The 16,064-nt window shown below is 58.9% G+C and carries 13 protein-coding genes; 7 read left to right on the top strand and 6 right to left on the bottom strand.

Annotation, left to right across the window (positions count from 1 at the left end; translation table 11 throughout):
- A partial coding sequence (locus D8U69_RS29680) for a hypothetical protein (protein ID WP_241664269.1) occupies positions 1–109 on the bottom strand: 109 nt, incomplete at its 3' end.
- A gap of 446 nt (positions 110–555) precedes the next feature.
- On the opposite strand from D8U69_RS29680, the gene D8U69_RS00565 reads away from it, so the two are divergent.
- From D8U69_RS00565 to D8U69_RS00550, 4 genes are all read left to right on the top strand, one after another.
- Positions 556–2,475: a sigma-54-dependent Fis family transcriptional regulator gene (locus D8U69_RS00565; protein ID WP_130906444.1), complete on the top strand. Its 1,920-nt coding sequence runs from the start codon at positions 556–558 to the stop codon at positions 2,473–2,475.
- A 196-nt stretch (positions 2,476–2,671) separates the two neighbouring features.
- A complete protein-coding gene (mpl, locus tag D8U69_RS00560) occupies positions 2,672–4,021 on the top strand; it encodes a UDP-N-acetylmuramate:L-alanyl-gamma-D-glutamyl-meso-diaminopimelate ligase (protein ID WP_130906443.1) in 1,350 nt (449 codons plus the stop codon).
- On the top strand, positions 4,018–4,650 hold the full coding sequence (gene ubiX / locus D8U69_RS00555; RefSeq protein ID WP_056855822.1) for a flavin prenyltransferase UbiX: 633 nt from the start codon (positions 4,018–4,020) through the stop codon (positions 4,648–4,650). Before mpl ends, ubiX begins: the two co-directional genes overlap by 4 nt.
- Positions 4,643–4,927, top strand: coding sequence for a YceK/YidQ family lipoprotein (locus D8U69_RS00550; RefSeq protein ID WP_056855821.1), 285 nt, complete (start codon positions 4,643–4,645; stop codon positions 4,925–4,927). The genes ubiX and D8U69_RS00550 overlap by 8 nt, the downstream gene beginning before the upstream one ends.
- 85 nt (positions 4,928–5,012) lie before the next feature.
- Here the strand turns inward: D8U69_RS00550 and D8U69_RS00545 are convergent, their stop codons facing one another.
- The 5 genes from D8U69_RS00545 to D8U69_RS00525 form a co-directional block, all read right to left on the bottom strand.
- A complete protein-coding gene (locus D8U69_RS00545; RefSeq protein WP_130906442.1) occupies positions 5,013–7,421 on the bottom strand; it encodes a hypothetical protein in 2,409 nt (802 codons plus the stop codon).
- A gap of 73 nt (positions 7,422–7,494) precedes the next feature.
- Positions 7,495–10,731 (bottom strand): calcium-binding protein, encoded by a 3,237-nt coding sequence (locus D8U69_RS00540; RefSeq protein ID WP_130906441.1) that lies wholly within the window; start codon positions 10,729–10,731, stop codon positions 7,495–7,497.
- Positions 10,732–11,233: 502 nt separating this feature from the next.
- Positions 11,234–11,875: an oxidoreductase gene (locus D8U69_RS00535; protein WP_056855818.1), complete on the bottom strand. Its 642-nt coding sequence runs from the start codon at positions 11,873–11,875 to the stop codon at positions 11,234–11,236.
- Between the two features lie 26 nt (positions 11,876–11,901).
- Positions 11,902–13,620 carry a C13 family peptidase gene (locus D8U69_RS00530; RefSeq protein WP_056855817.1) on the bottom strand — a complete coding sequence of 573 codons (1,719 nt, stop codon included), beginning with the start codon at positions 13,618–13,620 and terminating at the stop codon, positions 11,902–11,904.
- Positions 13,621–13,733: 113 nt separating this feature from the next.
- On the bottom strand, positions 13,734–14,189 hold the full coding sequence (locus D8U69_RS00525; protein WP_056855816.1) for a MaoC family dehydratase: 456 nt from the start codon (positions 14,187–14,189) through the stop codon (positions 13,734–13,736).
- 197 nt (positions 14,190–14,386) lie between these two features.
- Here D8U69_RS00525 and D8U69_RS00520 point away from each other — a divergent pair, with 197 nt between their 5' ends.
- From D8U69_RS00520 to D8U69_RS00510, 3 genes are read left to right on the top strand one after another with little or no spacing between them, the layout of a single operon-like run.
- Positions 14,387–14,749, top strand: coding sequence for a CidA/LrgA family protein (locus D8U69_RS00520; protein WP_056855815.1), 363 nt, complete (start codon positions 14,387–14,389; stop codon positions 14,747–14,749).
- Complete coding sequence (locus D8U69_RS00515) at positions 14,746–15,462, top strand: LrgB family protein (RefSeq protein WP_075949055.1); 717 nt, start codon at positions 14,746–14,748, stop codon at positions 15,460–15,462. Before D8U69_RS00520 ends, D8U69_RS00515 begins: the two co-directional genes overlap by 4 nt.
- Before the next feature lie 10 nt (positions 15,463–15,472).
- On the top strand, positions 15,473–16,063 hold the full coding sequence (locus D8U69_RS00510; RefSeq protein WP_056855813.1) for an LON peptidase substrate-binding domain-containing protein: 591 nt from the start codon (positions 15,473–15,475) through the stop codon (positions 16,061–16,063).
- Position 16,064 lies beyond the last annotated feature (1 nt).

Raw genomic sequence — 16,064 nt, 5'->3', positions numbered from 1 at the left:
TGAAGTACTGACCTTTGACAGGCGCGACGAACTCGCCGCCGATGTAGTTACCGTATTTGCTCTTGAACGAAACGATAGCGCCTTCAGTACCGGGGTGAGCGTAACGCATGGTGGTCTCTCCTTGCTTTTGTGCTTATAGGGAGTCGCGCATGTGCGCTTGCTATAAGCGTAGAGCAAAGGTCGGGCCATTGCCCTGCAGCTCAGGCAAATCAAGGCCTTGGACGATTTTTCCCAGACGGGCGGGTGACGGCTGTGACGCTTTCGGTACAGCCCCTGTGACAGTTTGTACCGCTTATGGCACAGCTTGTGACTGATGGGTCTCGCCAGCATTGCAATGCGCGCCGGGCTGGAGGATGCTCGGCCGCAGGATGCCGCGCGGATAATCCTTTTTGTGGCGAGGGAGCTTGCTCCCGCTGGGCTGCGAAGCGGCTCCAAAATGTCTACCGGTCAGGTTCTGGCGAGCGCTTCGCACTCGAACGGGAGCAAGCTCCCTCGCCACAAGGCGTGTGCCAGGCCTGAAAGGGGCGGCACTGCTCTCGGGGAGAACAATAAGAAATGCACGACAACCATTTGAGTCGCCATGCCCAGCAGGTATTGACCGTCACGCAGGGGAAAACCCACCTGCACGGTCCAGGCAGCGATCCGTCCATAGCCCGTTCCTGGCTGCGTTGTCTTGAGGATTATCACCTCGACCCGGCCCTGAGCATGGCGCCGACGGTGCTTGAGCATGGGCGCGTCCTCGAAAGCCGCGAACGCTTGCAACAAGTGCTGCACATCGCCGGCAACGAAATGACCAGCCTGCATCAGCAACTCTCAGGCGCCGGCCATGCGGTGCTGTTGACCGATGCGCGCGGCGTGATCCTCAACTGCGTGACGGCCCCCGCCGAACGGAAGATTTTCGAGCGTGCCGGCCTCTGGCTCGGCGCCGACTGGAGCGAGGCCTGCGAAGGCACCAACGGTATCGGTACCTGCATGGTAGAGCGCCAGGCACTGACCATTCACCAGGACGAACATTTTCGTGGCCGTCACACCGGCCTGACCTGTTCGGCGAGCCCGGTGTTCGACCCGCATGGCGAACTGCTGGCGGTGCTCGATGTGTCCTCTGCACGGCACGATGTCTCGCGTCAGAGTCAGTTTCACACCATGGCGCTGGTCAATCTTTCGGCGAAGATGATTGAGAGCTGCTATTTCCTGCGTTGTTTCGACAACCAGTGGCTGCTGCGTTTTCATTTGCAGGCCGAATCCGTCGGCTTGTTCAGTGAAGGATTGCTGGCGTTTGATGGTGAAGGACGGATCAGTGCGGTCAACCAAAGTGCCCTGAACCTGCTGGGGTTTGTGCGCGGCGGCTTGCTCGGCAAACCGGTTGAAGCGTTTTTCGATTGCTCGCTGGATGAATTGCTCGGCCGCGCCAGCAGCCATGCCAGTGCGAGTTGGCCACTGCGCACCCGTGATGGGCGCCAGCTGTTTGCCGTGCTGCGTGGCGAGTCACGGCGCGTACCTGTGCCGCTGAAGCCAGCCCCCATTGTGGAAGATCGGGCTGCGATGCCTGGCATCTGCCTGGGCGATAGCGGCTTGCAGGCGGATTTTCGCAAGGCCTTGCGCGTCTACGAGCGGGACGTGCCGCTGTTGATCAACGGTGAAACCGGCTCGGGCAAAGAGGCCTTCGCCAAAGCGCTGCATCAAGCCAGTCAACGCGCGGAAAAAACCTTCGTTGCCCTCAACTGCGCAGCTATCCCCGAAAGCTTGATCGAGAGCGAATTGTTCGGCTATCGCGCTGGCAGCTTCACCGGCGCGCGCAAGGAGGGCATGCGCGGCAAGTTACAGCAGGCCGATGGCGGTACTTTGTTCCTGGATGAAATCGGCGATATGCCGCTGGCCTTGCAGACACGGTTGTTAAGGGTGCTGGAAGACCGGCAGGTCGTGCCAATCGGAGGAGAGCCGGAATCGGTCAATGTGCGGATCATCAGCGCCACGCACCGCAATCTGCTTGAGCGAGTGCAGGATGGCAGCTTCCGTGAAGACCTGTATTACCGGCTCAATGGGCTGGAAGTCGCACTGCCGCCATTGCGCGAACGCAGTGACAAATCACAGTTGCTCGACTTTTTGCTGGCCGAAGAAGCGCGCGGTGAAACGGTGTTGATTGATGGGCCGGCGCGCCAGGCCTTGCTCGGTTTCGCCTGGCCGGGGAACGTTCGGCAGTTGCGCAATGTGCTGCGTACGTTGGCGGCCTTGTGTGACGGCGGGCGGATCGGGTTGGAGGATTTGCCGTTGATGATTCGACAGGCCCGGCCGGCGGTAGCGCAAGCTATCGAGGAGCCAGCGGAGCATCCGCTGGAGGATGCCGAGCGTCTGGCGCTGTTGAATGCGCTGGAGCAGACGCGATGGCACATGACGCATACGGCTGAGCATTTGGGTGTTAGCCGAAATACCCTTTACAGAAAGCTGCGCAAACACGGCATCGCCCGCTCCGCATAGCTGATCGTTCCCACGCTCCGCGTGGGAATGCCTCCCTGGACGCTCTGCGTCCGCTTATGGGACGCAGAGCGTCCCTTGCTGCATTCCCACGCGGAGCGTGGGAACGATCATCATCAGTGCGTCCGAGAAGTGGAAACACAAGGTGCGAATTTTCCCACCCTAAGCTAACCTGCGGCCATGTTTTACGAGGTCGACTATGCACATTCATATTCTTGGTATCTGCGGCACTTTCATGGGTTCGATGGCGGTTCTGGCCAAAGAGCTGGGCCATCACGTGACCGGCTCCGATGCCAACGTCTACCCGCCGATGAGCACGCAACTCGAGGCGCAAGGCATTGAACTGACCCAAGGCTACGACCCGGCGCAGCTCGACCCGGCACCGGATCTGGTGGTGATCGGCAATGCCATGTCCCGTGGCAATCCGGCGGTCGAGTACGTGCTGAACAAAGGCCTGCCTTACGTCTCCGGCCCGCAATGGCTGGCCGATCACGTGCTGCAAGGTCGCTGGGTGCTCGCGGTTGCCGGCACGCACGGTAAAACCACCACCAGCAGCATGCTTGCCTGGGTGTTGGAACACGCGGGCATGAGCCCGGGTTTCCTGATCGGTGGCGTGCCGCAGAACTTCTCGGTCTCGGCGCGTCTGGGCGATACACCGTTTTTTGTCATTGAAGCGGATGAATACGACAGTGCGTTCTTCGACAAGCGCTCCAAGTTCGTTCACTACCGTCCACGCACGGCCATCCTGAACAACCTGGAATTCGACCACGCCGATATTTTCCCGGACCTACCGGCCATCGAACGCCAGTTCCATCATTTGGTGCGGACCATCCCGAGCGAAGGCCTGGTGATCCATCCCACCACTGAGCCTGCCTTGCAGCGGGTCATTGAGATGGGCTGCTGGACCCCGGTGCAAACCACCGGTGCCGGTGGACAGTGGCAGGTCAAGTTGTTGAGCGAAGACGGTTCGGCCTTCGAAGTGATGTTCGAAGGCGTTTCCCAGGGCGTGGTGGAATGGGACATGACCGGCCAGCACAACGTCGCCAACGCGCTGGCCACATTGGCCGCCGCGCGCCACGTCGGTGTGGTGCCGTCCATGGGCATCGCGGCGCTGAGTGTCTTCAAAAGCGTGAAGCGGCGCATGGAAAAAGTCGCAGAAGTCCGTGGCATTACCATTTATGACGACTTTGCTCATCACCCGACCGCCATCGCCACCACCCTCGACGGCTTGCGCAAACGCATTGGCGACGCGCCATTGATCGCGATCATCGAGCCACGCTCCAACTCCATGAAGCTCGGCGCACACCGTGACGGTTTGCCGGAAAGCGTGGTCGATGCCGATCAGGTGATCTGGTATGCGCCGGCCAATCTCGGCTGGGATCTGGCAGCCACTGCAGCGCTGTGCACCGTGCCGTCGATTGTCAGCGATTCGCTGGAAGGCATCATCGAGCGCGTGAAGAGCCAGGCACAGCCGGGCACTCACGTGGTAATCATGAGCAACGGCGGTTTCGGTGGCCTGCACGGCAAACTCGCTGAGGCGCTGCAATGAACAACGGTCCGGACCGCATCACGCTGGCGATGACCGGTGCTTCCGGCGCGCAGTACGGCTTGCGCCTGCTCGATTGCCTGGTGCGCGAAGATCGCGAAGTGCACTTCCTGATTTCCAAGGCCGCGCAATTGGTGATGGCCACCGAAACCGACGTCACCTTGCCGGCCAAGCCACAGATGATGCAGGCCTTCCTCACCGAATACACCGGCGCTGCTGCCGGGCAGATCCGCGTGTATGGCAAGGAGGACTGGATGTCGCCGGTGGCTTCGGGCTCCGGCTCACCGGCGGCGATGGTGGTGGTGCCATGCTCGACCGGCACCTTGTCGGCCATCGCCAACGGTGCCTGCAACAACCTGATCGAGCGTGCCGCCGACGTCACGCTCAAGGAGCGTCGCCAGTTGATTCTGGTGCCGCGCGAGGCGCCGTATTCGAGCATTCATCTGGAGAACATGCTCAAGCTATCGAACATGGGCGTGACGATATTGCCGGCCTCGCCGGGTTTTTATCATCAGCCGCAAACCATCGACGACCTGATCGATTTTGTCGTGGCGCGAATCCTCAATTTGCTGAACATTCCCCAGGACATGCTGCCGCGTTGGGGCGAGCACCATCTGACCAGCGATGAATAAGTTACTGACGATTGTGCTGGCGCTGCAATTGGCTGGCTGTGCCACGGCGCGAACGCTGGATGCCGCCAAGCCTGGAGCGCCAGTGGTATACGCCGGAACGCGGCTGGATCTGTATGCGATGAATGGCGGCTGTTGCGCCATGGACCGTTTCGGCGCCGAAGCCCCGAGCTATCCCGGCGTCGATCTGCCGGCCAGTGCCTTGCTCGACACGCTGCTGTTGCCGTTGTCGTTATTGACGGTGATTGGCGTGAGTTTTCAGGCGACCGGAGGGTTGTAGGAAAGCGTTGCGCGCAGTGGCCTGAAAGATGACCGGCTCCCGGAAGTCGAGGGCCGGTCTTGTTTAACACTGATCAGAGCGGACCTTAAGGAAACGCGATGTCGTTTGAGTATATTTCCCCGTCAGGAAGTTCGATGACAGGTTTGCCCAAGGTTGCGGCCTGATCAATCAAGTCGTCATATTCCCACTCGTTGTCGTCACCGCTCCATGTTCTTTCTTCAATGGGTCTGCCCGCACTGGGTCTGTGCCTGGCGGACTCGGGCTGACTCAGGTACAGGGCGCAGATGTCATTGACCTTCGCTGCACGTGTCCCGTTCGAGTTGATCAGCCAGATCCGGTCAGCACTCAAGCCGCGTGCAGACATTGAAATATGGCCTTCATATGAATCGTCGGGAAACCAGATCTTTTCACCGGGCTTTTTTTCGGTTCGCGCATAGGCATTGAAAGCCAGGTTTTCTTCGCCAGGCACAACTTCAATATTGCGGGTGTCGAGCAAATAGGTAAACCCGATGCGCTGATTTTGCCTTTTTGCGATGTAGTGCTTGTCATGGAAACGCAAGAGCGGGATACCTGAGCTGTCCTCGTCGCTGCTGGATGAACTGTCGTCGCTGCTGGATGAACTGTCGTCGCTACTGGATGAACTATCGTCACTGCTGGATGAACTGTCGTCACTGCTACTTTTGCCTCTTTCTTCGTATCTGCCGGCTCCGCTGTAGTCGATTAATTCCCCTGGGTATTTGTGATGCTGAGTGTCATACAGCAACGCTTCCACGTCTGGAGCGCTGCGAGCATGTACATATGCCTCCGACAGACTGAACGTTGCGCTCACGGCTTTTTGTGTGGTTGATCCAATACCGTGTTTCTGGCGTGGGCGCATGTGATCCTCGAAAAACTCGAAGGGGTTGCGGTCGTCCCCCCTGAACATGGCCGGAATATCGGTTCTGTATAAACAGTTGTATTTGTTGCGCTGGTAACCGGCCTTTGTGAGCAGGGCGTTGAGAAATGGACGGGTGAAGTTGTCGGAGAAGGCTATGTTGCCGGTTGACTGGTTTCTGAGGTGCAGTATCTCGGGCAGCAGTTCTTCGTAGACTTCATCGAACCGATGAGGGTTGGTTTCGTCCATGGAAGAATGTCTGAGGTCCTCAGCCCACTGGGGAATGCGCGCTTGGGCCTGCATGTCACTGACCAGTCGTGAGAGCTGTCGTGTCGACAGGTTGTAGGGTTGAATCTGGCGGGTAATCTCCTCCCGCGATTTCGCGGCGGGTCCCGTACTTGTCAGGGATCGAAGTTGTTCGATCAGTTGGTCTCTCAATGCTCCGTACTCAACGGACTTCGTAATGTAGTCGGGCACTGCGGGACTATCCGCTTTGGGGTATTGCTCGTCCGCCAGGCGTGGGCGTTGTGCCTCGGCTCCGGTTTGCGCTTGCGGGTTGTCCAGCTTGCGTTTGTGTACTTCACGTTGGCGCCTGGCGACCGAATCGAGACTGACCCTGTCGAGTTGCGCCGCCCATTGCTCGACCGAATAGTTCAGAGGCTCTATTCGCCGGTTAAATTCATCCCGGCTCATATGTGGCGCCAACCAGCGGCGAAGTTCATCGAGAAGATACGATTTCTGAAGCCGCTCCTGTCGAATGGAGGCCCATCGCGGCTTCATCCCGGTGACCGTGACTTCGTCGCGGAAACGGGTGATATCACTACCGGAAAGATCGTACATATCCCACAGTTCACGGTCGGTCCACGCCGCTAGCTTGGCCGCCGGCTGGTCGATCGGAGTCGAGCCCGGTTCGACTTTGACGAACGAACCGTTGTCATCCTGAAAAGCTATATGGGTTTCGGGTCCTACGTGTGCGTCCAGGCCTCTTTTTCGATGCAGAACGACGTATCCCTGAAGGTTTGTTGCGTCCGGGTTCCAGACATAGTGTGTGCTATCAAGGTAGATGCGTGGAGCGATAGCAGTCGTTGACATGTTTACCGGCGGCGGGGCGGGGGGATCGAGGCTCCAGCTTTTTCCATCGTTGTTCAGGTGCAATACCGGTCCGCTGGGAGTCACTTCGAAGCGACGTTGTGCCCGGTATGTGTTCGTGCCGGCGTCATAGCTGACTTGGACAGTACCGTTGCCCGGGATGTCGGCGTACAGGCGTTGGGCATGGATTCGCAAGCCAGCGTCGTTTGGCGGGGGCAACGTGTTTGCCGAGTAGACCGACACTCGAAACCCATTCAACGGATCATTGCCGAGAGGACGTGTCGGCACCGTGGACCCCGCGAGTGCCTGTGTTTGTATCGGCTGCGGGACATCGGGCAACAGGCCGGGTGTCAGCCCAGGCGGATGGGGCGTGCCATCAGCCCATCCCGCAGCAGGTTGCATCGCCTCCAGCCCTGTGTTCACACGGGGAGGCGGCAGCGACGCATCCGTTTGCAGTCGCGGCGGGGTCGTCGTCGGCAGCTCAGGCAGGTTGATTTTGGGTATCGAAGTTATCGGTGGTTTGGGTGCCATGTTGGAATCCTTTCCAGTGTGGAAGCGGCAGCCGCTTCGTTGTTTGAATGAGATCAGGTGTGGCGCAATTCGATCATTGATCCATTGGGGTTTCATTCACGGGGGCGCGCGCGATGTGCATGTCCTCATGTCGCAGCTTGCGCGACCAGTCACCTTCGAGCGTCCAGTCCTCGGCGACGCTGTCGTAGTAAATGGCTTTGCGGTCATCGTCACGCAATTGCAGATGGCGGATGAGCACCAGGTCGGTCATCGGTTCGTTGCCTTGGCGATGCAGGCTGATCTCTGCCTGGATCGCGTCGATGCTGGAATAGGCCTGGGCATTGATTTCTGCCAGAAGCACCACGGCAAATTCCTGTTCGACGTCGTATCGGTGACCGGATGAGGTGAACACACGCACCGTTTCCATCAGCGCTTCACCGGTCTCGTCATTGGGCAGCAGAACAAGGATGTGACCGACCCATAGTTGTGCGCCGCTCAGGTGGATGTGCTCGCGGCCGATCGTCTCACTCAGGTGCTGTGTATGAATATTCCATATTGAGGTACCGATGGCAGTGGCTATCGAGACCGAAGTCGACAGCCTGAGGATGGTGTCGGCCGCCGGATGAATGTCGTAGGTCGCGGCCTGTCCCTCCAGCACGAGAATGCCGGCCTGCGGCGCGGCTTGGATGTCCACACGCAGGTCCTGCGGTTTAAGCACGGTGGGCGGGTGGGCAGCGGGTTGCTGGATCAGGTAGTGACCGCTGCGCTCAACCAGCGAGCCGGGCGTCAATACAGTCCTGTGACCCTGTTGGAGTTGGTCTTCAAGATAGGAATGGTGCGGCAGTCCTACCCGATAGGAGATTGCGTCGCGCATGATGAGCACAAAGTTGTGTGTGGGCATCAGCCCCGACGCGATCAGGTTGCCCATGACATTGCTACCAACCCCAGGGCGATTACGGGCCATGTCTTTGAGCGTCAGGCGCTTTTGATCCGTGAAACGCAAGGTCAAGTTGACGTCCTGATAACGCAGGTAGTCGGAGTTGATGTTGCGAGTTGACCTGATCGTGTAGTCAGCCTCTACGGCTTCTATTTCATGACTGTCGTAGTCCAGGAAAAGTGTGCTGAGCGTTGTTTCGCTCACGTGCCGGACAGCCAGTACGGTCGACGCCAAATGTCGATGGACGAAGTAGCTTGAGTGCGGTGCGCTGGAGGCGACATAGTCTCCTCCCTTCAACAGTTGCGGCGGGGTTGCAGGTTTGCCCCGCGCCAGGATGATTGCGTTGACGTCGACGCTGACGTCGCCATCGAGCTGTTGCGGCAAGTCAGGTTTGAGTGAGTAGAGATCCCTGGTGCGCACTATCAGTTTGTCGTTCTGCAGCAGGCGTTTGTCCGCTTCCTGGCGATACACGCCTTTGACCTTGACGGTGATCTGCGGCAGTTCTCCATCGATGCCGTCAAGGGCGGACAGCACCAGTGAAGTCCCTTCGACCCGCCAGCCTTGAATGCGTTCGAGCGTCCAGTCGAGGTCTATGAGGCTGGGGTCCTGGCCATCTTCGATCAGTGTGGTGGCACCGGTTTTGTCGGCGATGATGTAGTGATCTTCGCCAGGGCCGCCGTTGACCTGGCTGTTTGGCCCTTTGATCACAATCGTGTCGACACCCGCGCCGGTGTCGGCAATGTCCGCGTTTCCGCGCAGGACGATTCGGTCCGCCTGCGAACTGCCGGTGATGCTATTCGCGGCGTCCGCCAGTGTTTCCAGAGCCTCTATTGATTCAAAGCGTAGCGGCGGAGTATCGTGGCTGGCGCGCAGGTTCAGTTGCCCTGTCTGCAGGTTGATGTGCACGCCCTGATGCGGCTTGTCCCGCGAGATCCTGCCCTCCAGTTGCAACGTGTCATTGCCCTCGCCACCGCGCAGCCGACTGCCTGACAGATCGCTAGGCCGGAGCGTGTCGTCGGCTATCCGAAAACTGAAAAAATCGTCCTTGTCGCCACCGGTTAGAGTCTTTTTCCCCGCGCCGTAGCTGAACTGGTTGGGTTTGTCCCTGACTCCCACAACCGTGTCATTGCCGCCTCCCAGTTGCCAGAGGATCGACTTGTGTTCGCCCGCGCTGCCGAGGATTGCGCCCGGAATGTGGCTGATACCTTCACTGGCATCGAACGCGTCGTCGGTTTCTTTGATGACCGCTTCCTTTTCCTCGATGTAGGGACTTTCGCCGCCGGCTTCGTCCCACTGGTATTTCCAATGTCTGACGGACTGCAATTCGACTTGATAGCTGCCTAACACGACCGCTTCGACCGTGTCTTTCAATTCGCTATCCAGCCAGCCTCGGGCCGTCTTTCTCAGCAACTCGCCATAGTTGCTGTCGGTTTTGGCGACGAGGTAGCGGTCGAGGATGTCTTGATCCATGGTTTGCCCGGTGAATGCAAACCAACCCGAGCGCAAGCGTTCGTGAGTGCTCAACGTAATGTAATCGTCGATGTCATCAACCTGGCGGGCGGCGCCGTAGATCCTTGCGCCGAGAATAAGCACGGCACCTGCGGCAATGCCTATCGGACCCGCAGCACTGAAACCGGCAAGTGCTGCGATGCCCAGAACAATGCTCAGCCCGGCGCTGGTCAGGCTGAGCGCTGCATTGAAGTAGTGATCCCGAGCCTCTTTGCCGGTGGCGCTGGCGGCGTCATTGAACGCTTTGATGGCGGTGTAGATATCGAACGGAAGCGTCAGGATGCTGGCAAGCAGGCCGGCTCCGCGTGCCAGATACTTGCCGGCACTGGTTGTGCTGAACCCTGTGAATACCTTGCCGCCACTGAGCATCATGTTTCTGCCAATGTTTTCCAGCCCCCGCTCGAGGAACAAAGAACCCATCTCGGCAGTGATCCCGCCGACGTTGATGCCCGCTTCACCCATGTCACCTTTCTTCAATGCCTCTGCGGTGCCCATGATCCCGCTGTAGATACCGTAGCCCTGTAGCCCGACACCCATGCTGGTCATGCCGCGGCTTTTGACCTTGTCGGCCCAGCTCGGCAGATTCTCCGGCAGTGATGGGGTATTTAATGTGAGTTGCTGGGCGGAGCCCAAGAGTTTGCCAAGGTTCTGCATGGACGCTGACAAGTTGGAGGAGGATGCTGAAAGCAAAGATGGGGCGCTGGCCGAGCGCAGAACGCCAAGTTCAAACAACAACCCCGCGCAAGTGTCGCTGTGTTGAGGGGATTGCAGCCTGCTTTCGATCTTGACCGGATCAAATTGCACGGCGTTTATGAACGTCTGGTCGGGCTCGAGTTGAATCGGATGACTTGCGTCGATCACCTGTCCATTGAGTCTGGCGCCCATTTCATACAGGTCCTGGCGACTAATGGTGAACTCGCCAATGCGCACAGGGCCATGTTGTTGATCCTGAAGGGTCAGCCTCCGCCGACGCTGCTGATCTACGGTGTTGTATAAGCCGACTTCTGCCGCAGGTAATGGATAAGTTTCGGTGATGCGAATGTTTGTTGGCTGTGTTAGATCATTCTCGATAGGTATGAAGTGTATTGACATGGTTTGAGTGCCGCTTTTTTAGTTTGTGCATTGGTTTTAGAGTGGGTTGTCATGGTGGTTCTCCATAAGTTTTATTGAGGGAGGAAGAGTGTGTGCGGTATATATTTGTGGCATTCGTTAGATGATGTATCCAGACCCAGTCGCCCACGTGGTGTGTGCGCGACTGCAATATTGAGCCGGAACTAATGCAACGACGAATCAGCAGGCAAACCGCGACAGCGCGCGGAGGCGATGCTAAAGAGAAGACATTGAATTGCCTTGGGGCCGCAAGGCCGCAAAGCCAGTCACCACTGAACTATTTGCCGAGTTTTCGCAGTTCATCCGACTCGACAATCCGCACCCCATCCTGCTCCTCCAGGGCCAGGCGCCACATGGCGCGGGCCAGTTGGCAGGCTTCGATGCCATGGTATTTGCCGGGAATCAGCCGAGACAGTGGACCGGCGACTTTCTCGGCAAAGCGCGGCTCGATGCGCTCGCCCAGCAGCAGCGATGGCCGGCAAATCGTCAATTGCGGCCAGTTTTGCGCGCGCAATGCGTGCTCCATTTCGCCCTTGACCTTGTTGTAGAAAATCGAGGATCTGCGATCGGCTCCCAAGGCGCTGATCACGATCAGGTGTCGCGCTCCCATTTCCCGGGCTCGTTTGGCGAACGCCACGACCATGTCCAGATCCACCGCGCGGAACGCCTCTTCGGAACCGGCTTTTTTGATGGTCGTGCCGAGGCAGCAATAGGCGATGTCGACACGGCCATTGAGTTGCGGCAGAAACTCCGCAGGGTCGCCTACCGGGTTTTCAAGGTGAGGATGTTCGGCCAATGGCCGGCGTGAGGGGGCCAAAACCCGCGTAATCGTTGGCTCATTGAGCAAGCGATCAAGCAAATGTTCACCGGTCAGGCCGGTGGCTCCGGCAAGCAGCACATGCTGAGGCGTCAAGTACATAGTGTTTCTCCCTTGATACTGTCAGCTTAGTTGCTCTTTGCGTCCTTGCTGTCGATCGAGACACTTTGCAGTGCTTTTCTTGCCTGTTGTTTGCGAAGCAACTGCCAGTGCGAAAGGACGGTTTTTGGCGCCCAGATCTGCGGTTCGGAGGCTTCGAAGTTGTCGGCCAGCTCCCGCTCGGCGACGGTGGCCCTGGCCAGTTTGAAGGCTTGTTCCAGATCGTCGGTCTGGTTCAGCGCCTGGGCGAACAAGGCATCGCCGAAGTAGGTGAAGTTGGCTTCCTCCGAACAGCCGAACGACACGCGGTCGGCCCGCGAAGCGGTCATGATCAGGGTGCGCTCGTCCTTGAGGGCGGGGATGAAACCGCCGGAATAGCAGGACGAAATCACGATGACCTTGTCGCGGTTCTTCAGCGGAGCGAGGACGGCCGCCAGTTCATCGGCCGGCAGATCGGCCAGCTCCATGCGCGGCTGGTCGAGTACCAGCTCGTGTTCGCTGGTGCCATGGCTGGTCAGGTAAATGAATATCAGGTCTTCGGGACCGCTGCGTTCGGCCAGGGTCAGCGCAGCGCGGCGCAGGTTCTCCCGGGTGGCCATCGGGCGGTCGCCGAGGTGGTCGCGATGGTTGACCAGGCGGATCTGGCCAAAGGCGCCGAAACGACTGTTGAGCATATTGGCGACATAGTCGGATTCACGCAGGAACACACTCTGTTTGCCATCGCCGCCGAGGGTCAGGGTGTACAGTTCCACCGCTGGCGTCGAGGCCGGCACACCACCCAGCGCTTCTTCGAGCAGACGCCCCTGGGCCAGCAAACCGAGTTCGAGCGTGTCCGGCAGCAGCTTGCCATCGGCATCGCGCACTCGCTGACCGTTGACCCAGATACCGCTGAGCACCGAACCATCGGTCAGCACCAGAGTGCCGCGGCCCTGATAGGTGTCGTTGTCGAACTGGCCGATGTAGAAACTGCCGTCGGCCAGGTTCAGTCGCCCCTGACCGCTGAAGCGCCAGTCGTTGAAATGGCCGATGTAGTGACTGCCGTCTGCACCGATCAACTCGCCTTTGCCGTTGAGCGAACCTTCCTTGAACAGACCCAGCCAGACGTCGCCGTCGGCGTTTTCGTAGCGACCTTTCCCGTCCAGTTGATTGTTCTTGAAACCGCCGACGTAGATATCGCCGTCGGCACTGTTGAAGGTTCCCTTGCCTTCCAGCTGACCGTCGACGAAGTGCCCGCTGTACTGGTTGCCGCTGGCGTCGCCGCGCTGGCCCTCGCCATTGGGTTTGCCGTGGGCGAACTGGCCCTGGTAGGCGCTGCCGTCTTCGAGTTCGAGGCGGCCGAGCCCGGAAAACTGATCGGCCTTGAACTCGCCGCGGTAGGTCATGCCGTTTTCTTTGAGGGTGCCTTCACCGTTACGCCGGCCCAGTTTGAAACCGCCGTTGTAACGGCTGCCGTTGGTGCTCAAGGCGCCTTGGCCGTCGAACAACCCTTGATTGAATTGCCCGCGATAGACCTCGCCATTGCTGCCGTGCCATTCACCCTGGCCGTGCCATTGGCCTTTATCGAACTCACCGGCGTACCAGCTGCCATTCGGGTAGTCGATCCGGCCCTGGCCTTGCAGCAAGCCATTGACCATGTCGCCACGATAGCGTCCGCCGTCCGGCAGCCGCGCATCAGGGGGCAACAGCGATTCGCCGTCTCCGCAAGCGGTGAGCATCAGGGTCAAGGCAATGAGTGCAAGTGAGCGCATAGCGGGTTCCGGGCAATTAGGCGACCGAGTATGCCGCAGCTATGTGTCCATATACAGTCGATAGAATGGCTGGGGGCGCGAAACAGCGGGCGCTGCTTCGCATTCCGGAAGGTTTACACGAAGCAGAGTGACAACGGTTCGGCGATATACGCCGGTTTCTCCGAGCCTTCGATTTCCAGGGTGGCGGTGGCCTTGAGCAACCATTGGCCAGGCTTTTTCTCGGTGACTTCGGTCAGGTCGACCTTGAGGCGCACTTTCGAATCGACCTTGACCGGCTGAATGAAGCGCACGCTGTCCAGGCCGTAGTTGACCACCATTTTCAGGCCTTGCGGCATGACGAGAATGTCTTCCATCAGTTTTGGAATCAGCGACAGCGACAGGAAGCCGTGGGCAATGGTGCTGCCAAATGGCGTTTGTGCGGCTTTGACCGGGTCGACATGGATGAACTGATAATCCCCAGTGGCTTCGGCGAACAGGTTGATTCGCGCCTGATCGATGGTGAGCCATTCGGAACGTCCAAGTTCCTTCCCGACATAATCTTTGAGCTCTGCAACTGGAACATAGGGCATTGAGACTCTCCTTGGGTTCATCGCTTTTATAGTTTTGAGTGGGGGGGGGGATTTGACCTCCCGGATTACCACTTTAGATCAACATGGCAATTTGCTCCGGTCAACCGACCATGCTTTTGGCGAATGCCGTTGTATAGGGCAGGCATGCTTATAATGCCCAGGCCAATGCGGGTGACGGATTTTGCGGGAGATGAAAGATGTTGTTACGTGGCCTGACCTGGCTGGTGCTGTTCCAATTGCTCGGCACCGCGATCAACCATTTGCTGCTGCCGTTCCTGCCAGGTCCGATCATCGGCCTGTTGCTGTTGCTGGTGTTTCTGATCAGTCGCGGCCAGGTCGGTGAGCCGCTGAACCTGGCGGCCAGCAGTCTGTTGCGTTATCTGCCCTTGTTGCTGGTGCCCCCGGCGGTGGGTGTGATGGTGTATGCCGCCGACATCGCCGCGGATTTCTGGGCCATCGTCGGCGCGCTGTTTTTGTCGCTGTTGCTGTCGATGGCTTTCGCCGGTGTGTTGATGCAGCGACTGGTCAAACGTCATGTTCACCCAGAGGACAACCAATGATCTTCGACTGGCATGGCGCTTGGGCGTCGGTGATCCACCATCCCCTGTTCGGCATTGGCATCACCCTCGGCGCCTATCAACTGGTACTGGCGGCCTACGAGAAAACCCGCTGGATCTTTTTGCAGCCGGTGCTGGTCTCCATGTTGCTGGTGATCGGTGTGCTGGTGGGCTGCGGCCTGACTTATGTCGAGTACCGCAAGAGCACCGAGATCCTCAGCATCCTGCTCGGCCCGGCGACGGTCGCGCTGGCGGTGCCGCTTTACCTTAATCTGCGGCGGATTCGGCAGTTGTTCTGGCCGATTTTTACTACGCTGGTGATAGGCGGAGTGGTTGCTACAGTCCTTGGCGTGCTTCTGGGTTGGTGGTTCGGTGCTGAACACATGATCCTGATGACCATGGCGCCGAAGTCGGTCACTTCGCCGATTGCGATGTTGGTGGCCGAACAGATCGGTGGTGTCGCGGCATTGGCTGCGGTGTTCGTGTTGATTACCGGTGTGATCGGCGCGATCTTTGGTCCGAGTCTGTTGACCCGGCTCGGCGTCCACAGCCCCGAGGCTCGGGGTATGGCGCTGGGCATGACCGCCCATGCTGTCGGCACGGCGGTGGCGATGCAGGAAAGTGAAGAATGTGGCGCCTTCGCGGCGCTGGCGATGAGTCTGATGGGCGTGGCCACGGCGGTGTTGCTGCCGTTGGCGGTGTCGATGGTGGTGTAAGGAAATGTCTATGAGTCTGCCGCTTTTCCCACTCAATACAGTGTTGTTTCCCGGCTGCATCCTCGACTTGCAGATTTTCGAGGCGCGCTACCTGGACATGATCGGTCGCTGCATGAAACAGGGCGGCGGCTTCGGCGTGGTCTGCATCCTGGAGGGCGAAGAAGTCGGCATCGCTCCGGCGGGGTACGCGCTGGTGGGGTGTGAGGCGCTGATCACCGATTTCAAGACACAGGACAATGGTCTGTTGGGGATTCGGGTTCAGGGTGGCCGGCGCTTCAACATTCTGCGCACCGAACTGCAACGTGATCAGTTGATCGTGGCAGAGGTCGAGTGGCTCGACGAGGAGCCGGAACAGCCGCTGCAGGACGAGGATGCCGATCTGGTGGCATTGCTCAAGGCCTTGGCTGAACACCCGATGGTCGAAGCGCTGAACATGGGAACCGAAGCGACCGGTCAGCAATCGCTGGCCAATCAGCTGGCTTACCTGTTGCCGTTCGCCGAACTGGACAAGATCGACCTGCTGCAACTCGATGATCCGCAACAGCGGCTGGATGCGATCCAGGCGCTGCTGGACGAGTTGCAGGGCGAGCTGTTTGCCTGAG

The sequence above is a fragment of the Pseudomonas sp. Sample_16 genome (assembly GCF_004307665.1).
Lineage (GTDB): Bacteria > Pseudomonadota > Gammaproteobacteria > Pseudomonadales > Pseudomonadaceae > Aquipseudomonas.
This window is presented reverse-complemented; position numbering and strand designations above follow the sequence as displayed.